This is a genomic window from Peribacillus cavernae, assembly GCF_003989135.1.
Lineage (GTDB): Bacteria > Bacillota > Bacilli > Bacillales > DSM-1321 > Peribacillus > Peribacillus cavernae.
Genome location: NZ_RYZZ01000007.1, coordinates 1 through 22,031, shown reverse-complemented (window position 1 = coordinate 22,031; position 22,031 = coordinate 1). Strand labels below are relative to the sequence as shown.

General features: G+C 41.6%; 25 protein-coding genes and 1 riboswitch. Of the genes, 12 read left to right on the top strand and 13 right to left on the bottom strand.

Annotated features, from left to right (window positions below):
* Positions 1-4: 4 nt before the first annotated feature.
* From ELQ35_RS06175 to ELQ35_RS06150, 6 genes are all read left to right on the top strand, one after another.
* Complete coding sequence (locus tag ELQ35_RS06175; RefSeq protein ID WP_185861684.1) at positions 5-1,381, top strand: YheC/YheD family endospore coat-associated protein; 1,377 nt, start codon at positions 5-7, stop codon at positions 1,379-1,381.
* Positions 1,382-1,407: 26 nt separating this feature from the next.
* Positions 1,408-2,478 (top strand): YheC/YheD family endospore coat-associated protein, encoded by a 1,071-nt coding sequence (locus ELQ35_RS06170; RefSeq protein WP_126863962.1) that lies wholly within the window; start codon positions 1,408-1,410, stop codon positions 2,476-2,478.
* A gap of 4 nt (positions 2,479-2,482) precedes the next feature.
* A complete protein-coding gene (locus tag ELQ35_RS06165) occupies positions 2,483-3,850 on the top strand; it encodes a YheC/YheD family endospore coat-associated protein (protein WP_126863961.1) in 1,368 nt (455 codons plus the stop codon).
* Positions 3,847-5,046: a YheC/YheD family endospore coat-associated protein gene (locus ELQ35_RS06160; RefSeq protein ID WP_126863960.1), complete on the top strand. Its 1,200-nt coding sequence runs from the start codon at positions 3,847-3,849 to the stop codon at positions 5,044-5,046. The genes ELQ35_RS06165 and ELQ35_RS06160 overlap by 4 nt, the downstream gene beginning before the upstream one ends.
* Before the next feature lie 85 nt (positions 5,047-5,131).
* Positions 5,132-5,341 (top strand): YheE family protein, encoded by a 210-nt coding sequence (locus ELQ35_RS06155; RefSeq protein ID WP_126863959.1) that lies wholly within the window; start codon positions 5,132-5,134, stop codon positions 5,339-5,341.
* Positions 5,342-5,397: 56 nt separating this feature from the next.
* Positions 5,398-5,586: a hypothetical protein gene (locus tag ELQ35_RS06150; protein WP_126863958.1), complete on the top strand. Its 189-nt coding sequence runs from the start codon at positions 5,398-5,400 to the stop codon at positions 5,584-5,586.
* 79 nt (positions 5,587-5,665) lie between these two features.
* On the opposite strand, the gene ELQ35_RS06145 is transcribed toward ELQ35_RS06150, so the two are convergent.
* A complete protein-coding gene (locus tag ELQ35_RS06145) occupies positions 5,666-5,788 on the bottom strand; it encodes a lipid II flippase family protein (protein WP_246026005.1) in 123 nt (40 codons plus the stop codon).
* A 161-nt stretch (positions 5,789-5,949) separates the two neighbouring features.
* On the opposite strand from ELQ35_RS06145, the gene ELQ35_RS06140 reads away from it, so the two are divergent.
* Both ELQ35_RS06140 and ELQ35_RS06135 read left to right on the top strand, forming a co-directional pair.
* Positions 5,950-6,843: a PucR family transcriptional regulator gene (locus tag ELQ35_RS06140; protein ID WP_126863957.1), complete on the top strand. Its 894-nt coding sequence runs from the start codon at positions 5,950-5,952 to the stop codon at positions 6,841-6,843.
* A gap of 122 nt (positions 6,844-6,965) precedes the next feature.
* Positions 6,966-8,072 (top strand): ABC transporter ATP-binding protein, encoded by a 1,107-nt coding sequence (locus ELQ35_RS06135; protein ID WP_126863956.1) that lies wholly within the window; start codon positions 6,966-6,968, stop codon positions 8,070-8,072.
* Between the two features lie 125 nt (positions 8,073-8,197).
* Here the strand turns inward: ELQ35_RS06135 and ELQ35_RS06130 are convergent, their stop codons facing one another.
* The 7 genes from ELQ35_RS06130 to ELQ35_RS06100 all read right to left on the bottom strand — a co-directional run bounded on the left by ELQ35_RS06130 (position 8,198) and on the right by ELQ35_RS06100 (position 14,317).
* Entirely contained in the window at positions 8,198-8,938 is a 741-nt protein-coding gene (locus tag ELQ35_RS06130; protein WP_281278109.1) for an SDR family oxidoreductase, read from the bottom strand.
* Positions 8,939-9,115: 177 nt separating this feature from the next.
* Entirely contained in the window at positions 9,116-9,862 is a 747-nt protein-coding gene (locus ELQ35_RS06125; RefSeq protein ID WP_126863955.1) for a class I SAM-dependent methyltransferase, read from the bottom strand.
* 414 nt (positions 9,863-10,276) lie between these two features.
* On the bottom strand, positions 10,277-11,026 hold the full coding sequence (locus ELQ35_RS06120; RefSeq protein ID WP_126863954.1) for an SDR family oxidoreductase: 750 nt from the start codon (positions 11,024-11,026) through the stop codon (positions 10,277-10,279).
* Positions 11,027-11,145: 119 nt separating this feature from the next.
* The gene (locus ELQ35_RS06115) at positions 11,146-11,736 is read right to left on the bottom strand and encodes a YiiX/YebB-like N1pC/P60 family cysteine hydrolase (protein ID WP_126863953.1); all 591 of its coding nucleotides are present in this window, start codon (positions 11,734-11,736) and stop codon (positions 11,146-11,148) included.
* A 52-nt stretch (positions 11,737-11,788) separates the two neighbouring features.
* Positions 11,789-12,031 carry a hypothetical protein gene (locus ELQ35_RS06110; protein ID WP_126863952.1) on the bottom strand — a complete coding sequence of 81 codons (243 nt, stop codon included), beginning with the start codon at positions 12,029-12,031 and terminating at the stop codon, positions 11,789-11,791.
* Positions 12,032-12,092: 61 nt separating this feature from the next.
* Positions 12,093-13,478, bottom strand: a complete 1,386-nt coding sequence (gene fumC, locus ELQ35_RS06105; RefSeq protein WP_126863951.1) for a class II fumarate hydratase — start codon at positions 13,476-13,478, stop codon at positions 12,093-12,095.
* Between the two features lie 203 nt (positions 13,479-13,681).
* Positions 13,682-14,317, bottom strand: coding sequence for a spore coat protein (locus tag ELQ35_RS06100; protein ID WP_126863950.1), 636 nt, complete (start codon positions 14,315-14,317; stop codon positions 13,682-13,684).
* A 144-nt stretch (positions 14,318-14,461) separates the two neighbouring features.
* Here ELQ35_RS06100 and ELQ35_RS06095 point away from each other — a divergent pair, with 144 nt between their 5' ends.
* Positions 14,462-14,716 carry a sigma-G-dependent sporulation-specific acid-soluble spore protein CsgA gene (locus ELQ35_RS06095; protein ID WP_126863949.1) on the top strand — a complete coding sequence of 85 codons (255 nt, stop codon included), beginning with the start codon at positions 14,462-14,464 and terminating at the stop codon, positions 14,714-14,716.
* A gap of 77 nt (positions 14,717-14,793) precedes the next feature.
* Here ELQ35_RS06095 and ELQ35_RS06090 read toward each other — a convergent pair whose 3' ends face one another.
* From ELQ35_RS06090 to pxpB, 3 genes are read right to left on the bottom strand one after another with little or no spacing between them, the layout of a single operon-like run.
* Complete coding sequence (locus tag ELQ35_RS06090; protein WP_126863948.1) at positions 14,794-15,564, bottom strand: LamB/YcsF family protein; 771 nt, start codon at positions 15,562-15,564, stop codon at positions 14,794-14,796.
* A gap of 13 nt (positions 15,565-15,577) precedes the next feature.
* Positions 15,578-16,579: a 5-oxoprolinase subunit C family protein gene (locus ELQ35_RS06085; protein WP_126864614.1), complete on the bottom strand. Its 1,002-nt coding sequence runs from the start codon at positions 16,577-16,579 to the stop codon at positions 15,578-15,580.
* On the bottom strand, positions 16,576-17,289 hold the full coding sequence (pxpB, locus tag ELQ35_RS06080) for a 5-oxoprolinase subunit PxpB (RefSeq protein WP_126863947.1): 714 nt from the start codon (positions 17,287-17,289) through the stop codon (positions 16,576-16,578). Before pxpB ends, ELQ35_RS06085 begins: the two co-directional genes overlap by 4 nt.
* A gap of 247 nt (positions 17,290-17,536) precedes the next feature.
* Here pxpB and ELQ35_RS06075 point away from each other — a divergent pair, with 247 nt between their 5' ends.
* Positions 17,537-18,106 (top strand): nitroreductase family protein, encoded by a 570-nt coding sequence (locus ELQ35_RS06075; protein WP_126863946.1) that lies wholly within the window; start codon positions 17,537-17,539, stop codon positions 18,104-18,106.
* A 76-nt stretch (positions 18,107-18,182) separates the two neighbouring features.
* On the opposite strand, the gene ELQ35_RS06070 is transcribed toward ELQ35_RS06075, so the two are convergent.
* A complete protein-coding gene (locus ELQ35_RS06070; RefSeq protein ID WP_370873389.1) occupies positions 18,183-18,299 on the bottom strand; it encodes a DUF2292 domain-containing protein in 117 nt (38 codons plus the stop codon).
* Between the two features lie 315 nt (positions 18,300-18,614).
* Positions 18,615-18,732: riboswitch (SAM riboswitch) on the top strand.
* Between the two features lie 86 nt (positions 18,733-18,818).
* Here ELQ35_RS06070 and ELQ35_RS06065 point away from each other — a divergent pair.
* Together ELQ35_RS06065 and metC are read left to right on the top strand one after the other, a co-directional pair.
* Complete coding sequence (locus ELQ35_RS06065) at positions 18,819-19,931, top strand: methionine biosynthesis PLP-dependent protein (protein WP_126863945.1); 1,113 nt, start codon at positions 18,819-18,821, stop codon at positions 19,929-19,931.
* Positions 19,928-21,103, top strand: coding sequence for a cystathionine beta-lyase (gene metC, locus ELQ35_RS06060; protein WP_126863944.1), 1,176 nt, complete (start codon positions 19,928-19,930; stop codon positions 21,101-21,103). Before ELQ35_RS06065 ends, metC begins: the two co-directional genes overlap by 4 nt.
* 72 nt (positions 21,104-21,175) lie before the next feature.
* Here the strand turns inward: metC and ELQ35_RS06055 are convergent, their stop codons facing one another.
* The gene (locus ELQ35_RS06055) at positions 21,176-21,814 is read right to left on the bottom strand and encodes a rhomboid family intramembrane serine protease (protein ID WP_126863943.1); all 639 of its coding nucleotides are present in this window, start codon (positions 21,812-21,814) and stop codon (positions 21,176-21,178) included.
* Positions 21,815-22,031: the final 217 nt, after the last annotated feature.

The following is a 22,031-nucleotide window of genomic DNA, read 5'->3' as shown; positions in this document are numbered from 1 at the left end:
GACGATGAAAGTATTATATGACAAGGTAATGATCACCTTTAAAGGCTTTGACCCTGAAAAAACTCATGTTATTCAAATAGAACAATCACTGTTTGCGAGATGGGATGTAACTATCAATGAACGGATTACCTTGATTGCGGGATCCAATCAAGCTTCTTTACTTGTCCGTCCCTTTTCGGCAAAAAAACCGATGATCCAAATTTCCCGGCATATAAGCCATCAACTATCGCTGCCCATTTTGCCTTTTCCTGTCCAAATCACCTATAACAAAGAAAAAAGAGAATTGAGGATCGGACCCTTTTTGTCTGTCTTGACCGATCATCCAATTGAGAAAATGAATGGAACCTTTGGTACGATGGAGACTTTCTTACAGGAAATGAAGACTCTTTGTGAGCAAAAAGGATTTCCTTTCTATGTGCATAAGCTGCAGGCAGCCAAAGATGCCGGGCATGTAGAAGGCTATTGGAATGTTAATGAAGGCTGGGAACATCGCTCTCTCCCATTACCGGATGTTGTTTATAACAGGATTCATTCACGGGCTCAAGAAAAGTCGGCCGCTTTCCAGGACTATCTTAACGAATTGCATGCTCTGAATATCCCAATTTTTAATGGAGGCTTCCTTTCTAAGAAGGAAGTACACGAAATCCTCGCTGACAAGGAAGAACTCCTCCCCTTTTTGCCTGATACAATTCCCCTGAACAAGGAAGAGGATTTCTCAGCATTCATCGAAAAGCATCATGTAGTATACGTCAAACCTTCTTTCGGAAGCCAGGGGAAAAATATTTGCAAGCTCACAGAAACAGCAGAAGGCTGGGTCCTGGAACATTCAAAGGATATAAAGGATACCTATTTGTTTGCGACGGTTACCGAGCTTTTTGCCGTATTGAAAAGAACGATAAAACATCGATCGTTTATTGTTCAAAAAGGGATTCCGTTATTGGAATTTGACCATAAAAAAATCGATTTCCGAATACTGTTGAATAAAAGCAAAAACCAATCCTGGAAAATAACGTCTCTTGTTGCCAGGATTGGCAATGCCGGACATATTGTTTCCAATCTATCCAGAGGCGGAGAAATGAAAAACGCTGCGGACTTCTTAAAATCGGCATTTACAGAAAATGAAGCTCTAACATTGTATAAAGAAATCTCCAAACTTGCCCTGCAAACAGCCAATTGTGTAATCGAGCAGCGTGCCGACTTATTCGGTGAACTTGGAATCGATATCGCCCTTGATACAAATAAACAACCCTGGATCATTGAAGTAAATTCCAAACCTTCTAAAGCCTTTCAGGGCAGTTATGAGAAATTTCGGCCATCCGTAAAATCAATCATTGAATATATGCATTCCCTCTATGATGGTGGAAAGCCGACAAGGCCTTGACTCTCTGGGCCGGAAAGGGGAACCGAATGCTTTCATTAGGAATTATGTCCTCCCAATTACGAAGCGAGGAAATGTATTTCACTGAAGTCGCGCTCGCTTCCGAAAAAGAAAACCTTTTTGTCTATCGATTTTGTCCGGCAAAAATCGATACCGGTGCAGAAACTATCCATGGTGAAAAATACGATTATCCAACTAAGGAATGGATTGCTTCGCAGTTTTCGATTCCTGATTTCATTTATGATCGGAGTTTTCATGGTTTAATCCGGCAATCTGAGAAGGTACGCTTTAAAATTGAATGGCTTAAAAATCATTCTGCTTTTCTTGGATTCGGTCTGCCCGGAAAACATACAGTATTTCAGTCTCTTGCACAAATGGATAGACTGAGCCGTTTTCTGCCTCCAGTAAAAAGAATGAATAAAACAGGCGATATCTGGAGGGAATTATCCAGCCACAAAAAAATCATACTGAAACCTGAATTTGGCTCCAGGGGAATAGGAATTTATCTTCTTTGCATGGAAGCTGATGGATGGCTCGTCCGAATGACAAAAAGGGAGAACGGATATGAACGGTTTTTTGATAAAAAGGCAGCACTGGAAAGGTGGTTTCTGCAATTGCTTCAGGAATGCCCTTACGTATCACAGCCTTACATTGAGCTTTCCAATAGTGAGGATGAGCCATATGATGTGCGTATTATGCTTCAAAAAGACAGCAAAAACAACTGGATTGAGCGCGGCCGGGGGGTTAGGGTCGGCCGAAAGCACTGTATTACAGCAAACCTGGCAGCTGGCGCCCGCGCTGTCCGCTTTGAAAGCCTATTGCAAACTTTTCCACCCCTCCTTCAGCCAAAAATAGAAATGGAAATCCAGGATATTATCCATCAGCTTCCTATAGAATTGGAAGACAAGTTTAACCGGCTTTTCGAAATCGGCTTAGACTTAGGGATTGATAAAAAAGGTGGCGTATGGATCCTTGATATCAATTCAAAACCGGGAAGAAAAGTAATCGAACTGCTTCACCCAGACAAAATGCATCAGCTGTACAAAGCGCCGGCTTTATACTGCCGCTGCCTCGCAGGAGAATTACTCGAAAGCAGGTGAGTATATGAAAAAAGTCTATCGTGTCGAAATTGCTGATATAAAGGATAACATCTTCTACTACCCTTCTGAACTTGGACCACTTGAAAATATCAATAATATTTGGTATGGACACCGTTCGTGCAGCGCTTCTGTTAAAAAAAATCCTTCTGGCAGCCAAACAGCGATCATTTCAAAAGCGCTCGCCGAATCGCTTGCATTTAAAGAAAGCAACCTCCCGATGCATCTGTTTATCTATCAAGACAGCATCCATATCGGCCCGCTTGTCGGAATATTTACTTCAGGGATCACCCCCTTTCTGCACAAACCAGTTGGCGAGCGCTCTGGGTTTTTTTCCAAATTGTTATCGCTTAATAAAACAACGGGCTGCATTCCTTTTATATTCAGTGAGCATCAGATCAATTGGGATTCGAGTACAATAAGAGGCTATATTTATCGAAACAATCAATGGGACGTCCGCGATTTCCCATTTCCCAATGTTGTCTATGACCGGCTTCCAAACCGGAAAACGGAAAACCGCGCAGGACCGAAAGAAGTGAAACGGAAATTTCAAGAGGAATGTGCAATCCCATGGTACAATCCCGGTTTCTTTAATAAATGGGACATTCATGAACGTTTGACTGATGATATCAATGCCATTCCCTACCTTCCCGAGACCTATCCCTTCCAGTCATTATCAGCCATCGAAACTTTGCTTTCCCAGTACCGGCAGGTTTACATTAAACCGATTCACGGGAGCCTTGGCCTCGGGATCCACCAGATCATCTATGATAAGAATGAGAATATTTATTATTGTAGATACAAGGACGACCAGAAGCTCAATAAATTAACCAGGTTTCCTTCCCTGGAAACGATGTTCAACCATATTTTCAAGCATAAGAAGCTTCAAAATATGATAATTCAACAGGGTATTTCCTTAATTAAGACCAATAAGCGTCCGATTGATTTCAGAGTCCATACAAATAAAGACCAAAATGGCAGATGGCAGGTTACAGCGATTGCCGCTAAAATCGCTGGCGAAGGAAGCGTGACAACTCATGTGAAAAGCGGAGGGGCCATCAGAACGGTCGATGAGTTGTTCGAAGATAAAGACATTGCCTTCCATGTACAGGAACAGCTTTCTTCAGCGGCACTTACCTTAAGTGAAAGCATTGAAAGAACGATGGATGGAGTAATCGCCGAAATTGGCTTTGATTTAGGAATTGATAAACACGGACATGTGTGGATGTTCGAAGCCAACTCCAAACCGGGAAGATCCATATTTTCCCACCCAAAACTCAAAGAGTTTGAAATACTCACACGCAAGCTTTGTCTGGAATATGCTGTTTTCCTTGCCGAACAATCGATCGTGAGCTCCGGCGGGATACATGAATGAATATTTATTATGACAGTGTATTTCAGACCTGGTATCATACAGCCAAAACCAAGCAGCTTTATATCGGAGGCAAACAAACTGAAATTGCCTATTGCGAGCAAGCACGAACAATGCCAGAGCATTCGTTTCACATTAAAAAGTGGCGAAAATCGAGAGGAATAGCGGTCGGCATGCTTACCTGCCGTACCGATAAAAATGAGTTTGGAATAGGCGGAAATCTTTCATTATTTCAGGAACTGCATCTTTATCTTGCAAAGCATGGGATCTTCTCTTATATTTTTACCCTGGAGGATGCAAAAGACGAAGATTTCAGTGGATTTATTTTTTCTTCCGAGCTTGCCAAATGGATCAAGGTAGCCGTTCCGTTTCCGGATGTCGTGTACAATCGGATTCCCTTCCGCAGCCATGAAGCATCCTCGGGATTCCGCCAGCTGAAAAGCCTTCTGAACCGTTATAGCATTCCTCTCTTTAATCCGCGGTTCGTTCATAAATATGAAATATATGAAGCCTTTAAAGAAGACGACTACCTGAGAAAGCTATTGCCGAAAACCATATTGCTGTCATCCAGTACGGTCCTTTATTCTTTTCTGGATAGGCACAGGACCGTATATGTAAAACCGGTAACCGGTAACCGCGGGAGCGGCATTTATATTCTCAGGCTTAATGAAGATGAAACGCTGGAAGCAATAACTCCAGGTAAACAGAAAGAGTTCAGTAGCTTCACCAGCTTTTGGGAACAGGAATCAAAAAAGCTCCTCCGTAATAGATACATTATCCAAAAAGCGATCGTTCCTAAAAAAATCGATGGACATCGCTATGATTACCGCCTTCTTGTACACTTTAAAAAAGGAGGCTATAGATTAAGCGGGAAGGCCGTCAGAATGTCCCAGAACCAGGAAATTACCACCCATATTCCAAGGGGCGGCAAACTAATCCCCTATGAAACAGTCCAAACTGAAGAAATGGACGATTTATTAAACAAGATTGCCGAAAAAAGCGGACTTGTATTATCAAACACATTTGGTTTGTTTGGTGAATTTTCAATCGACCTCGGTGAAGATGAAAACGGCATGCTCCACTTATTTGAAATCAATTCAAAACCGATGCAATTTGACGAAGAAATTATTGAAAGACAAAGAAGGCAGAACTTAAAAAACCTGTTTATCGAGTTAGCAATGCCGGCTAAGCATATGTAACAGCCTCGCTTTCGGATGTTTCATTTTCAAAGAGGATCCCTTTTCCTTTATACTTACTGATATAGAGTGAATGGGGGTATTTGATTTGATCACACACTTTCAATGGAAACCATTATTTGAAGACAGAAATCTGCCGGGATGGAGGATCTCTTTTTACTTTAAAAAACAGTCTTTCCAGGCAATTTATCATAAAAACGGTGAAATTGAGTGGACTGGAATCCATCCAGAGGCCGATGATGAAACAAGCGTGAAAAGCATGATTCATGAGTTAATGCTGTATCATGTGTATGAATGATAATTTCCCCTTTCTTGTTTACACTAAGAAAAGCAATAAGCAAGGAGGGAAATTTCATGAAAGAAAAAGACAAGTTTTTAAAGGATACCGTATATGAAGGCAAAGATTCGGTCTTCCTTGATGTTGACCGGATCATAAATGAAGGAATGGCTGGCGGTAATGTCTATCAGGCAGCCAATGACCGGCTAAACATTGAGGAAGCACACGAATTCGCGGATGAAGCGCCACCTCAGGAAAATGAGTAATATATGATATGCAACGGCCCGGCGCGGATTCAGATGTTAGAATCCGCGCCGCCTTTATTAGGAACAGGGCAACTGAAACTCATCGCTTAGTAATGCTACTAACAGAATAACGAAATGACAGCGCAAATTTGCCGCTTTTCACCGAATTCAGCCTTACTGAATATGTGAGGGTATCAATTTTGTGTATGACGGTGGTTAACAAAATAAGCTCGCCTATCCATACGGAACGTTTCCTTTGTGCATAGCCCTTACTTTGCTAATATTTGGTTGTATTAAATGTACATTATTTGGGTTTACCTATACAATAAAAATATTGGCAAGGATCACATAAAAGATAAATATTCAAGTAAGAAGGAATAGACAATGATTGAAAAATTAAAACTGAAATTTCCAGGTGCCATCAAAGACTTCAGCTCATGCAGCGAACCTGAACGATACGAATGGTTTCAGGATGAAACTGGAGACCAGCTTGGCATTCCTAAATCAGATATGTCAAAAGAAGAAGTTGGCTTGCTGCGGCTTCTTTTCCCATTCAAGACAATGGATGTTACTGAACGAAATGCAAATCTACCGAAGAAACAGTGGAGTGATTTTCTGTATAAAAACAGCAGCATCCTGCCGCTGACCAGTTGGGATGCTGTCAGGTATACACAGTTTACGGTTTCTAATAATGATCATTCCTACCTGGATTTTGAAGAAGCATTTTTAGCCTTTATGGATGGCGGAGCACTTATTATTTGGGAAAATGATCTGTCAGGTGTCTTAATCGAGGGAGAAAATAGTGAAAATTACGATATAAATGGCTTTTCAGCCGTTCTTAACACGCTGGAAAGTGACTTTTATTTAAAAATCAGGACCTTCATGGGTGGTTTTCATTCAGTAAATAATAAGATTCTAGATCATTTTCTTATGGAACAAAAAGGTTTTAAGCTATCAAAAGAGCATCTTTCCAACATGAAAGCAGCCAATTTACCGATGGTGTTCCCACATGCTGTAATGGCCGGACTTGAAAAAAGTGATTCAGGCTGGTACATCGAGCAATTACTTCGAGATACGAAAGATGATGATGAATTAATCAGTTCAGTGAAGATGTACATTGAGTGCAGCTCGAATGCAAGCCTCGCAGCCAAGCGCCTATTTATCCATCGAAACAGCCTGCAGTATAGAATTGATAAATTCATCGAAAAAACCGGGCTTGACATCCGCTCTTTCCAGCATTGCTTTACAACTTACCTCGCCATCCTTATGAATAACTAGCTTTTTTGCAATCTGCACAGGACAACCGTTCACTTTTGTGCACTATGTACATACCTTTCAAGAGGCTTCTTTTATAAAATAGGTTTATAAGACATTAACCTATTGAGCGGGGGTTTTCAGAAATGGCAGAGCTGATGTTAGACCACATTTTTAAAGTTTACGATAACAAAGTAACGGCTGTTGAAGATTTTAACCTTAAAATTGAAGATAAAGAGTTCGTCGTTTTCGTCGGTCCTTCCGGGTGCGGAAAATCAACGACATTGCGGATGATTGCCGGACTTGAAGAGATTTCTGATGGGGATTTCTACATTGATGGCAGGCGCGTAAATGATGTCCCTCCGAAAGATCGCGATATCGCAATGGTATTCCAAAACTACGCACTTTATCCGCATATGTCTGTATATGACAATATGGCATTTGGCCTTAAGCTTAGAAAAATGCCGAAAGACGAAATCAAACGCCGTGTCCAGGATGCTGCCAAAATCCTTGGCCTGGAAGCGTATCTTGATCGTAAACCTAAAGCTCTTTCCGGTGGACAGCGCCAGCGGGTTGCATTGGGCCGCGCGATCGTTCGTGACGCAAAGGTATTCTTAATGGACGAACCTTTATCCAACCTTGATGCCAAACTGCGTGTGCAAATGCGTGCGGAAATTGCCAAGCTCCATAAACGCTTAAACACTACTACCATCTATGTAACACACGACCAGACTGAAGCCATGACGATGGCGACACGCCTTGTTGTCATGAAGGATGGGATCATCCAGCAGGTCGGTGCCCCAAAGGATGTTTATGAGAAGCCTGACAATGTTTTCGTCGGCGGCTTTATCGGCTCACCGGCAATGAACTTCCTGACAGGGACACTTGAAAATGGCACGGTGAAGATCGGCCAACAATCGATTGCCGTTCCTGAAGGAAAAATGAAGATGCTTAGTGAGCAAGGCTATGTTGGCAAAGAAGTGATCCTGGGCATTCGTCCGGAAGATTTTCATGATGAACCTGGTTTCGTCGAATCTTCAGCTGATACAAAATTCGATGCCCATATTGAAGTAGCTGAATTGATGGGCGCTGAATTCATGCTCTACTCATCCATAGGCGGACAGGAATTCATCGCACGCGTCGATGCAAAAACAATCGTAAAGCCTGGCGAAACAATCCAGCTTGCACTGGATATGGATAAAGCCCACTTCTTTGACAATGAAACTGAATTGAGGGTTCGTCCTGCTGAATAAGTTAGAAAGCAACAGTCTTGGGCTGTTGCTTTTTTTCAAATACATTTACGGTAAGACTTCGGTGATAAATTTACATTTTCAGCAGCATTAAATTTATTTCTTTATAAAGAAATTTGGTCGTTAATTTAATATGCAGTCCAACCAGCATCTGCTGTAATGACTGTTCCGTTAACAAAGCTTGCTTCATCTGAAGCCAAGAACAGGGCAACTTTTGCAATTTCTTCTGGCTTACCCGTACGTGGGTTATGACCCATTCCTGATTGTGTGCGTCCTATACCGAATGCAATAATGTTTGTCATAGTAGAACTAATATTCGTCTCAACCCCACCAGGGGCAATTGCATTACAACGAATACCATTTTGAGCATACATAAAACCTGTATTTTTTGTGAAACCAACAACTGCGTGCTTAGAAGCTGTGTAAGTTGCACCTGCACGAGCTCCATTTAATCCTCCAGCTGAAGCAACATTAATAATTACTCCTTTTTGTTTTTCCAGGAAGATTGGTAATGCTTTACGTGTAGCACGCATAACGCTCGTTGTATTTATAGCAAAGATTCGCTCCCAATTACCATCTTCTATATCACCAGCAGGCTCAAAATTATCCATAACTCCAGCGTTGTTTACTAAGATATCTAAAGTGCCATACGTATTGACAGCCGTATCGATTAAATTCTGAATATCTTCCTCATGTGCAACATTTGCCATTACAGCAATTGCTTCCCCGCCATTTGATTTGATTTCTTCTACTGTTGAATTAGCTGCATCTACATTAATATCAGAAACTACTACCTTAGCTCCTTCTTTCGCATAAAGAGTAGCAATTGCTTTCCCCATTCCTGACGCTGCTCCAGTAACTACTGCCACATTATTTTAAAGTCTCATTTCATATTCCTCCAATTTTATCGAATGCGTTTTCAAGGTAATTTTAATAAACAACTGTTCATTAACTAATTTCTCATTATAGTATAATTATTTAAGTGCAAACTATTCAATCATCAAATAAAGCCGAATTTGTCTATTAAAGAATTCATTATATCTCTGTCAGTTTGAAGCACTTTCTTTTTCTACTGAAATAATCAAGAACATAGGTCTTCGTTTCTCATCTTTCATCAGTGAATCATTCTTCAACATTTCATCTGAAGGCATGGGTTCCTTAATGGCTTTTAAGTTAAATCCAGCCCCAATTAAGTCATTTATGTATGTTGAGATTGTACGATGATATTTAATAACATTTTCTATTAAGAATGTAGTTTCACGTACTCCCTCTGACTGATAATTATCTACTGGCCAATGCAAACGATTTCCTTGATCATCAAGATACCAATCTTGTTCATTTCGAGCAGTAAATATGGGATGTTCAACTGAAAAAATGAAAGTACCTCCTAGCTTTAGACAATCATGCACCTTTTTGCAAATGACTTCAAATGATTTAATGTAGTGGAAAGACAACGAACTGATAACCACATCAAATTGTGAGTTTGAAAACTCGATGTCTTCAATTGGCATTTGTAAATATGAAATGGCAGGATCATCTGTTTGTTCACGAGCCTGTCGAAGCATTTTTTCAGATATATCTACACCTACTACTGAAACTGCTTGTTGTTCACGAGCAAATCGACAATGCCAACCGAAACCGCATCCTAAATCAAGCACATTTTTATTTCGTAATTCTGGTATTAATGATTTGAATACATGCCATTCTCCCGCACCTTCAAGTCCTTTGATTGAACGTGGCAATTGTTTATATGCAGAAAAGAAATTTGAATCATCATATTTGTTTTGTTTCATCAGATATACATCTCCTATATTCTAAAATAGCCTCCTAAAATTAAAACACGTCGATTTAGGAGGCTATCTATCTTCTTTCTTACCATAACTTCACCTCCAGTTTTGTAGAACATGACTCCAATCAAATAAAAGAACACCTTGCCGGTCTTTCACTGTCTTTGCCAGAACAGATGGAGATTCTAAGAGGTCGGATGCATAACAAGGTGTTCATGGTTATTCCGGAACAAATGATGAAGAACTACTTTTCTAGCATGTTTAGGGTATAGATGGGTCATTCCATAAGGAATTACTTCTTTTGAGCTGGATTACTGACCTCGCTAGTTGAATGGGGTTCTAAACCTTGCAACCCAAAGGAAATCAGGGTGGAATCCCCCACTTCAAGCGGCAAAGCCGGTAAGTGGGGGTAGTTCAATATTATTCTTTTTTCTGCATAGGTCTTACAATCATTTCATTTACATTCACATAATCTGGTTGGGATACTGCATATGTTACAGCATGCGCAATGTCGTTTGCCTGGAGAAAACCTGTCGTACTTCCACTGCTTTCGAACATTTGCAAGACTTCTTTATCTGATATATGCTCTGTAAGCTCTGTTGAAACGGCACCCGGTGAAATATTTGTCACCCTTACTCCTGTTTTGGACAATTCTTTTTCCAACCCTATTGATAATGCACGGACGGCATATTTGGTTGCGCTATAAACAGTACTTGATGGGAATACTTCATGGCCTGCCACAGAAGAAACGTTAACAATATGGCCGCTTCCCTGCTTCAGCATCTCGGGAAGGACGGCATGGATGCCAAAAAGAACTCCTTTGATATTCACATCGACCATTTGCTCCCATTCCTCGATTTTGTCATTTTTCAAGAAAGACAGAAGCATGACGCCTGCATTATTAATTAAAAAGTCTACTTTGCCAAATTCCTCTTTTGCTTTTTGAACCGCTGTTTCCAGATCTTCTTTTTTCGTCACATCCCCTTGTACAACTACTACCTTTTGAGATGAACTTCCGCCAATTTTATCGGCCAATTCCTTTAATCGTTCTTCTCTTCGTGCTACAAGCACAAGATTAGCCCCTTTGCCAGCTAAATCTGAAGCGATAGCCTCACCGATTCCACTGCTTGCCCCTGTAACAATGGCTACTTTTCCTTCTAATGATTTCATTTTAATTTTTCTCCTTTGCAAATATGTCGTCTGCTAATTTACCACAAATTATCATTTACCCTTTACATGTATCTTTAAATCAAAAGATAATAAAAAAATACAAATTATCTTTCCGAGCCTTAACCAGAGATTTCAAATAATGGTTTGACATCTGGGTCTGCAGCAATATGTTCAGGATAGATAAATCCCCCCGGGTCTCGTGAAAGTTTTATGTCTATTTCCTTAAAGCATTCATCAATGAATTCGGAGCATGTATACGCTTCATCGTCCTGATGTTTCCCGATACCTAACCCTATCCGCGCGACAATCCTGGCTATCTCTTCCTTATCATAGTTGCGATTAAGCAATCCTATGGCCTTTCCAAACATGCTCTTTAATTTCTCCTTCTCAAAAGCAGGGCTCGCAATTCCTTCGTGTCGGGCAATATAGACTTCACCGTCATATTTGCCCTTGCTGTTTTCATAATTATAAAGGTAATGAGAAAGAGGGACAGCCCTGACTCCGTCGTCTTCTACGCTTTCTAAAACAAATACATGCCCATTCCAATAAAATAACAAAGCTACATGGCTGAATAGAGAACCGGAAGCTTTTTTTATCAGCTCACTAACCAGATAGTTACCACTGCAAAAAAGCATGTCCCCTTCCAAAATTTCTGTTTTTGCATCCTCAAAAGGAATTCGGCCTATTCCGTTAAATTTATCGGTTCCCATATATTATCCCTCCTAATTAATAGACAGCATGAAGCAAAATTAGAAATTTTTATCATTCCTTAATAAGCACCACTTCATCATGGCCACACGATGGACAGCGCAATAAATGGGGACACCCGCCATTTTTCAAAGAATTAGGGAATCCATCAACCTTCTTTAAAGTATTAGTGTCTTCGTACGGGCTGTAATCATCGTAATAATCCATCACTTTTCCGGTGTCTTCCATTTCATTGTTGCAGTTCGGGCATGTTATGTGGATGTTGTGTAGCCCGTTGCAAAGTGGACATAAAGTCATAGCATCCATCCTTACACATTTTTGTTGTGTACCATCTCAATAAATTCAGGAGGAAAAACGATTACTTTTTATTTACCATATTTTGCGGGTTTACCCATTCATCAAACTGTTGTTCATTCAAATATCCAAGTTTTACGGCTGTTTCCTTCAATGTAGCGTCTTCTTTAAACGCTAATTTTGCAATTTCTGCTGCCTTTTCATAGCCAATATGAGGATTCAATGCTGTTACCAGCATTAACGAACGCTGAACATTTTCTGTAATTTTCTCTTCATTCGCTTCAATGCCTTTAGCACAATTTTCATTGAACGATTGTATTCCTTCACTGAGTATTTTGGCGGATTGCAGGAAATTGTAAATGATTACTGGCTTAAATACATTAAGTTCAAAGTTTCCCTGGCTTGCTGCGAAAGCAATGGTAGCATCATTGCCAAAAACCTGTGCAGCAATCATGGTTAAGGCTTCACTTTGGGTCGGATTCACTTTACCTGGCATGATACTGCTTCCCGGTTCATTTGCCGGGATGGTTATTTCACCGATCCCGCTTCGAGGTCCGCTTGCCAGCCATCTAACATCATTGGCGATCTTCATTAAATCGGCAGCGAGTGCCTTCAGTGCTCCATGCACGTGGACGATTTCATCATGGCTTGTCAGCGCATGGAATGTATTATCCGAAGCCTCAAAGTCATGGCCTGTTGAACGGCTGATTTCTTTCGCAGCTCTCTCGCCAAATTCCTTATGGGCGTTAATCCCAGTACCCACAGCTGTACCACCGATGGCCAGATTCAATAAATGCTTGCTGCTTTCTTCGATCATAATCTGGCTTTTTGCAAGCATCGCCTTCCAGCCGCTGATTTCCTGCCCGAGCGTTAACGGTGTGGCATCCTGGAGGTGTGTACGCCCGATTTTCACCAGATCCGCAAATTGTTTTTCTTTCTCGGCAAATGTCTCACGCAGCGCTTTGATTGCAGGCTGTAATGTTTCCGAAACGGCAATATACGCTGCGACATGCATCGCAGTCGGAAATGAGTCATTCGAGCTCTGCGCTTTATTCACATCATCATTCGGATGCAGTATCTCCTCGCTTCCCTGTTCCTTCAGCCATTCGTTTCCTTTGTTCGCAATCACTTCATTAACATTCATATTGCTCTGGGTTCCGCTCCCGGTCTGCCAGACAACAAGCGGGAAATGCTCATCCAGGGTTCCCTCAAGGATTTCAGCGGTTATTTTTTCAATAGCTTTCACTTTTATTTCCGGAAGGCTGCCCAACTCGCTGTTCACCCTTGCCGCTGCCTGTTTTACATGGGCGAACGCGCTGATCAGCTCGATCGGCATTTTTTCCTTTCCGATTTTGAAATTCATTCGGCTTCTTTCAGTCTGGGCGCCCCAATATTTATCATAGGGTACCTGAACTTCGCCCATTGTATCTTTCTCGATTCTGTATTTCATTGGTTGGTCTCTCCTCCTTTTTTATTATATTTTCCCTATTGAACATTTTACTAACATTATTCGCCAATCCAAAAAAAATAATTTTTCAATTTCATTGGGGCATTATCAGATGATGATTTTGTAATTGGCAATACACTCGCAAAAAAGCCAATTTTCTCTGTTTCAAGAAAATTGGCTTTAAGGATGATAACATTATCTTTGCATTAATGACTCATACCGTTATTCGGCATTTGCATTCCCTGAGCCGGTGCATAACAATTCATCATTTGCTGCATATCCTGCTCGGCAAATTGAGGAACCTGATAATAGTGATGTTTGTTTTGATATACAGAAATCTCATATGCCATTTCAATGCAGTTTGGCACAGAATCAGCCAAGACACGGCGGACAACCGGATTTGTTACTTCCAAAGCCGCCATCGTTTTCATGGACGCGTTCGATTTTGCAGCCCCAAGCATACAGCCGGACACTGTTTGATCATTCATTTCTGTTGGAGACTGGATTGGTTTACTCGGTTGGGTAGGAGTTAATCCATAAACAAAGTCGTTGCCTTGTTTCATTTTATAGCTTTGTGTTGGTTTTGAAGGGTTTTGCCCTGTTTGAAAGCACTCTAATGTTATGTTGTACTCTTCTTTCATGAAGTTATATTGTCTGTCAAGGATGTCAAGCAGCTCGGGATCCTTTACAAACTGCCGCCCTAATGTATATTGATTCATTGCGCCTATCGAACCGCTGAGTACTTCATGGACATCAAGCATTTCATGCGCTCCGTGATTCATCTGCGGTGGTACATTACCTGTGTGCATATTTTCGTGCATTTGCCCTTGTTGATTTTCCATTCATTTTCCCTCCTATTTGTTTCAATGCATTCTCATTTATTATCCTTTTTAGACCAAGATTTATGCACGTAATCGCAAGAGTTTTAGAAATATTTTAAAGGACATAATAAATCCGGGCTTAAAAAATGGTGAAGGGGACTGCAAATGAATCAGCCTTTAGGATATTTACTGGAAATCCTTTCAGCTCATACGGACAATGAAGCAATTGGGAAAAAGTTATACGATAAAATTTCGAATAAACATTATTCTACTGAGGGTTTGTTTGTTAGAAATTTAACTGCCGAAGAGATGGATTACCTCGACAAGATATTAACAGAAGCAATTGACTACTCGAATCAAGAACAAGATTATGAAAGAGTCCGGCAGCTGAATGAAGTTTATGAATTATTGACGATATAATTTTGAAGGAGTCCCTCGGGACTCCTTCCTTATAACTGACTTCAAAATTTCTATATGCCTTTTCTATCTTTAAGTTTTCAATCTAAAAACTCATTAATTTTAGCGATTGTAATGTCTGCATCTTTTAAAGCGGAAGAAATATACTTCACAAAATCAAGCGCATGTTCTCCATCACCATGAATGCAAACAGTGTCTGCCTGAATCAATACATCGGCTCCTTGCAGGGAAGTTACTTTTCCTTCCTTCACCATCGTGATAACCTGGCTGACTGCAGTTTCATTATTTATGATAAGCGCATCAACCTCTTGTCTCGGTGTCAATGAACCATTTTTTTGATAGGTGCGGTCCGCAAATACTTCATTGGCAGAACGAAGCCCGATTTTCTTTCCTGCTTTGACTAGTTCTCCTCCAGCCAAACCGAAGAGAATCAATTCAGGGTCCACCTTATAAATGGCTTCAGCAATTGCTTCAGATAAAGGTGCACTTTTAGCAGCCATGTTATAAAGGGCACCGTGCGGCTTGACATGCTGAAGCTTACCGCCTTCTGATTTGACAAAACCATACAGAGCTCCAATTTGGTAGATAACAAGGTCATAAGCCTCTTGTGCTGATATTTGCATGTTTCTTCTGCCAAAGCCGGCTAAATCTTGAAGCCCAGGGTGAGCTCCGATTCCCACTTTTTTTTCAAGCGCTAATGTAACCGTTTTTCGCATTGTCGCTGCATCACCTGCATGAAAACCACAGGCAATATTTGCGGAGGTGACAAAATCAAGGATTTCTTCATCCCTGCCCAGCTGATAAGCTCCAAAGCTTTCCCCCATATCACAATTAATGTCCACAAAATGCACTGGTTACCGCCCCTTATCTGCATTTAAGTAAAACGCCATTTTTTAATAGCTGTATATTGCTTTCTTTTTTAAGATAGAGATGCTCGGCCTCCGCATGTGTTATTTCGATAAAACGAAGCGAATCACCCGGTTTTGTCTGGGCTAATAAAGACAAATCGACTGTTGCAATTTGCCCGATTTTTGGATACCCGCCTGTCGTTTGCCTGTCAGCTAACAGGACAATGGGGTTTCCTTCCGATGGGACCTGAATCGTACCAAAATCAACAGCTTCTGAAATCATTTCTTTTGGTTTTTCCAGGGCAAGAGTTGGTCCTTTTAAGCGATAACCCATCCGGTCTGATTGGGATGTCACTTCAAATGGCTCTGTGAAGAGTAGTTTCTGGCTTTCTATTGAGAATAGATTGAATTGCCGCCCCTTGATAACATGGACAATGCCATCTTTTTCATTGGTATGATACAAAGATGAAACCACTGACCAATCACTTTCAACAAAAGTTCGGTTAGTTTTGCCTCTGTCCAAATGTTGAATAAGTCTGGTTGATAGCTCTCTGGGGGTATCAATTGGAATTCTATCCCCCGATTTAAGTGCCCTGCCGTTAACCCCTCCAATTCCCGCCCTCAAATACGTTGATTTACTTCCCATCACGCTCCGTACTGAAAAACCGCCTGCAACCGCAAGATAACATCGGCATCCAGACTTGCATTGACCAAATTGGAGCCGGCTGCCTTTTTTAACAAGAAGCGGTCGCCATAATCGAGCCGTCCTCCCATCAATAGAAGGTGATAAGTCCCCACCGCAAATCGATATAAGTGCATTTTCACTGAATTCAATCACAGGGCCAAGCAAAGTGATTTCTAAGGTAGCTTCTTTTTCTTGATTTCCTACTAAGATATTGGCGATGCGACTTGCAGACGGATCCATGACACCGCTCGTAATCACACCATATTTTTGATAGCCGTTCCTTCCTAAATCTTGAATCGTCGTAAGCATGCCGGGCTTGGTGATAGTCATCATCGTTTGTCTTGCTCCCATTCGATGTACTCCTTCTCGCTGATCGGTATAAATTGAATCCTGTCTCCCGCTCTTAATAGACTTGGTGATTCATCCCCAGGACGAAATAACTCCAAAGGCGTCCGGCCAATTAATTGCCAGCCTCCAGGTGTTTCGATGGGATAAATCCCTGTTTGTTTTCCTGCGATTCCGACGGTTCTTGCAGGGATTTTTAAGCGGGGCGATTCTCTTCTTGGAGCTGCAATTCTTTCAGACATCCCACCAACATAAGGGAATCCCGGGGCAAATCCAATCATATAAACCAAATAGCCGCCGGATGAATGGATGCGAACTACTTCTTCCATTGTTAATCCATTGATCATTGCCACATGTTCTAAATCAGGACCGAACTTTCCTCCATAGCATACGGGGATGTCAACTACCCGGGATTCCGATGGGGTACCTGTAACCAGTCCTGATAACAATCCCGCAAGAAATGCACAGACATAATCATATGGGGAAATGGCTTTTTGGTTACTTTGCAGTACTCTTACAGGATCGTAAAAAACAGTTATCGTTGTAAAAGCGGGTATATATTCGATCATCCAAATGGGGGGATGTCCTTCCAAAAAAGCAGCGATTACTTGAACGCATGCTTGAGTTTCCTTGTTTATTCCTTCCCCGAGTTCGATCAAGACTGCATGATCCCCTAATGGGTACATATCGCAACTCATTCTTACACCCCCGTTTAGATGAAAAATTTGAAACTTCCGACTTATTATTCCCCATTATAATACAGTTGGATCTGCAGGAGGCAAATAAGTACAAGCAATAATTGACGATAATTGCGGAGAAGGATACGATACCTTTAGCCATCTCTTTTTATGGAGAGGTTGGCAGAACAGAGGAACCAATATTTTCACAAGGATTAAATGTAGGTTATGCAAAACCTGCTCAATTTTTTAAAAAAAGGGTGATCTTATGGAAATCGTTGAGGGAATAAAAACAAGAAGAAGCATTGGGCTCGTGAAACCGGATCCAGTACCGCAGGAATTAATCGAGCAAATTTTAGAAGCAGGCACTTATGCACCAAATCATTTTCGAACCGAACCCTGGAGATTTTTTGTACTGACCGGTGAAGGCAGGAATAAGCTCGGGAATGTTTTTGAAGAAATCACTGCAGCTAAATTTGAAGATCCCAACTCAGAGGACAATCAAAAGAAGATCGAAAAAGCAAAAAAGAATCCGCTTAGGGCACCCGTTATCATTGCGGTAGGTGTAGAACCAAGCGAAAGAAAGAATGTGATTAAAAAAGAGGAATATGCTGCTGTCAATAGTGCTATTCAAAATATGCTATTAGCCTCGCATTCACTAGGGTTAGGGGCAATCTGGCGTACAGGTGACATTTGTTATCATGAAAAAGTGAAGAACTTTTTCGGCCTATCTGAAGCTGGTGAAATAGTCGCTTTTGTTTACATTGGCTACGCTAATATGGAGGCCCCGAAAGTGAAGAAAACAAATTTCAAAGAGCTGACAACCTGGATAGATTGAAGTAAATCCATCCATCCATGTGTAAATGCAAACGGCGGTCCGAAAGAATTTTATCTTTTGCGGACCGCCGTTTGCTCTATTTAATTCTTACCTTTTCATGCTTTTCGACTTGAATGATCTTGCCGTCCTGGATAACGAGTGTGATCGAACCAAATTTAATGGAATCCAGCATTTCCTGAAGCTGATCGGCAATTTTTGCTATCTGACCGATTTCCGCCAAATTAGCATCCCCCTTTTTTTGAAAAGCGTAAGCGCCTGCCTTTGCAAGTTGTACCTGACATCAACAGTCCGCCTCTCGGCCACTCTTCATAGCGACTCAATCGTCTTACACTGATCAATAAAGTTTTTCCATTGATTTAGTCAGAATTAATATACAGAATAATTCATCTCCTCATTTTTGTAAAGATAGTTTTTTAAAAGACGCTTCATCGAAATATGTAGAGAGAGGTTCGCTGTTGACACTGGTGTGATTATATAGTAAATTCATAGAAAGCTGAATATTCTATATTTCTTATCCTGAGAGGTCGAGGGAATGGCCCTAAGACGCCTCAGCAACCTTCAATGTGTTATCGGCATTGGAAAGGTGCTAAGTCCATCAAGTTATTTTTGAACTTGAAAGATAGGAAGAACGACTTCATACATGTATTTTAAAAGTCTTCTTCTTATTTGAAGGCTTTTTTTATTTCTATCATAGCTAAAGGAGCAGTGAGCCATGTATAAAATTGACACATTTTTAGCACAAATCGGGAACCGAAGCGACTCAGCAACAGGGACCGTGAACCCCCCTGTTTATTTTTCCACAGCCTACCGCCACGAAGGCATTGGCCAATCCTCAGGATTCGATTATGTAAGGACCGGCAATCCGACGCGCCAGCTCCTCGAGCAGGCAATTGCCGATCTTGAAGAGGGTGAACAGGGCTTTGCCTGCAGTTCAGGCATGGCAGCCATCTTTACTGTACTTTCCTTATTTCAATCAGGTGATGAATGGATCATCTCGAAAGATTTATACGGCGGAACCTATCGTTTGTTAGAGCAGGGATTTAAAAAGTGGGGATTAGGCTGTCGATACGTAAACACAAGCAGTCTGGAGGAAATCGAGGATGGCATCACCCCGCAAACGAAGGCGATTTTTATCGAAACCCCGACTAATCCCCTGATGGAACAAACTGATATTGCAGCCGTGGCGGAAATCGCCAGGAAACATGATGTGCTTTTGATCGTCGATAATACGTTTTATACCCCGATCCTGCAACAGCCGATCAAGCTTGGCGCAGATATCGTAATTCACAGCGCCACAAAATATTTAGGCGGCCATAATGATGTGCTCGCAGGGTTGATAGTCGCAAAAGGCACTGAATTATGCGAATCGATCGCCCTCTACCATAACGGTGCCGGGGCCGTTCTCAGCCCGTTCGATTCATGGTTGCTGATGCGCGGCATGAAAACCCTCTCCCTTCGCATGGAAAGGCATGAAAAAAACGCAAAAAAAGTTGTCGATTATCTGCAAGATCAAGAATGTATTACGGATGTACTTTATCCCGGCAACGGAGGAATGGTGTCCTTTCGGTTACAAGAAGAAGCATGGGTCAATCCGTTTTTACAGAAGCTGTCATTGATCACTTTTGCTGAAAGCCTTGGCGGAACCGAAAGCTTCATCACCTATCCGGCAACTCAGACACATGCTGACATTCCTGAGGAGATTAGGACTGCCAACGGTGTCTGCAACCGTCTATTACGCTTTTCTGTAGGGATTGAGGATGGAGAAGATTTAATTGAAGACTTAGGACATGCATTGGCAGCCCTGAATAAGGAGGCAAGAGTATGAGTGAAAATAAAGATTTATCGTTTGAAACACTTCTTTTGCATAATCAGCATAAGTTTGACAGTTCCAATGGAGCAGTAAGTGTTCCGATTCAGCATGCTTCAACGTTCCACCAGGCCAATCCGGAACAATTCGGCAAGTACGATTACAGCCGTAGCGCCAATCCGACCCGGGAGGCGCTTGAGGACATCATTGCTGAATTAGAGGAGGGTACAAGAGGCTTTGCTTTCTCCTCAGGAATGGCGGCGATTTCGACCGCGTTCCTGCTGCTTTCTTCCGGGGATCATATCATCATTACAGAGGATGTATACGGCGGAACGTACCGGATGGTCACAAGTGTGCTAAGCCGGTTTGGAATCGAGCATACCTTTGTTGATATGACTGATCTTGACAGTATAAGGGCTGCAATCCGCCCGAATACGAAGGCCATATATATGGAGACTCCTTCCAATCCACTGCTCAAAGTGACCGACATTAAAGCCGTCTGCTCAATAGCAAAGGAAATCGGTGCTTTAACCTATGTGGACAACACCTTTCTGACACCTGCCCTGCAAAAACCGTTGAACCTTGGAGCGGATATCGTCCTTCACAGTGCTACAAAGTTTCTATCTGGCCATAGTGATGTAGTCGCCGGCCTTGCTGTCGTGAAGGATCCGGAGCTTGGCGAACGGCTTTACACTTTACAGAATTCTTTCGGCGCTGTGCTTGGGGTCCAGGATGCCTGGCTTGTAATGCGCGGCCTGAAAACCTTGCATGTCAGAATGGAGCATTCCATGAAATCGGCCCAAAAGATGGCGGAATATCTGCAAACCCATCCTCTTGTAAAAGCCGTGCATTATCCAGGCCTGGAAGATCATCCTGAATACAGCATCCAACAGGAGCAAGCACGCGGGGCAGGTGCTGTCCTTTCCTTTGAACTGGAAAGCGAAACGGTACTGAATTCGTTTGTTGCGAATGCACAACTGCCTGTCTTCGCTGTCAGCCTCGGTGCCGTGGAGTCGATTTTATCCTATCCAGCAAAAATGTCACACGCCGCCATGCCGGCAGACGAGAGAGAAAAACGTGGAATCAGCGGCGGTCTGCTCCGTCTATCAGCCGGCCTGGAAAATCCGGATGACTTGATCAATGACTTTGCCCAAGCACTTGAAAAAAGCAGAGTTAAGGTACAGCTATAATCACACTTGAAAAGAAAACCGCTTTGTCTAAAGCGGTTTTCTCATTAATCAAATAAAAAAGTGCCTTCGTCATCAGCGATAATAGGAATTACTATTCATAGCCTTTAAGCGTGTCAGGGATTTGTTGATAAAGAAAGCATATAACCAACCGGCGATAAACCCGCCTATATGTGCAGAGATGCTAATATTAGGAATGATAAGGGTCGTAATCCAGCTAACCGCTATGAACACCATGATCGTTTTACTTGATTCCTTATCAATGACGTTCTTTTTAAAAAGCACAAGGTAAAAGTAAAAACCAAATAAGCTATAACCAAAACCAGATTCTCCGACATTAAGATAGTAAGGGGCAGTTGGAATCAGAATGACCGCAAGTGCAGCCATGAATATGGAAAAGAAAAACAGTGTAATGAATTTCATTTTACCGATCAATTTTTCTATAGCCGGTGCAGCAATGATTGTAAATACCATATTTGACAGAAAATGCATCATACCGCTGTGCAAGAAAGAATAGGTCAACAGCCGATAGAGTTCGCCATCGATTACACTCTCCTTGGTTAATCCTCCCCAACTATAAATCCATTCATCATTCGAAAACCACCCAAACAGGATTGTCACAATCATCATGATGGTGTTTAGAAAAACAATCAAGCTTGTGATTGGATATAAAGACAAGAATTCTCTGAAGGTTTCTCTCCTCACAAATAGCATGGAATGCCACCCTCCTCTTATATTTTAAGTAATTGCTCGCTATTGGTCATTTTTTCCTCTTTTGCTTGATGTTAAACCTGGGACTCTTGTTCTTTAAGTATGATTTCTCTTATTCTTTTATTGTAGCTTTGAAATAAAGTTTGCTTAAATAGATATTAATAACCTTAATAAAACGAGCAAAAGAAAAAGGCTTCCTCGCTAAATAGTATTTGTTTAA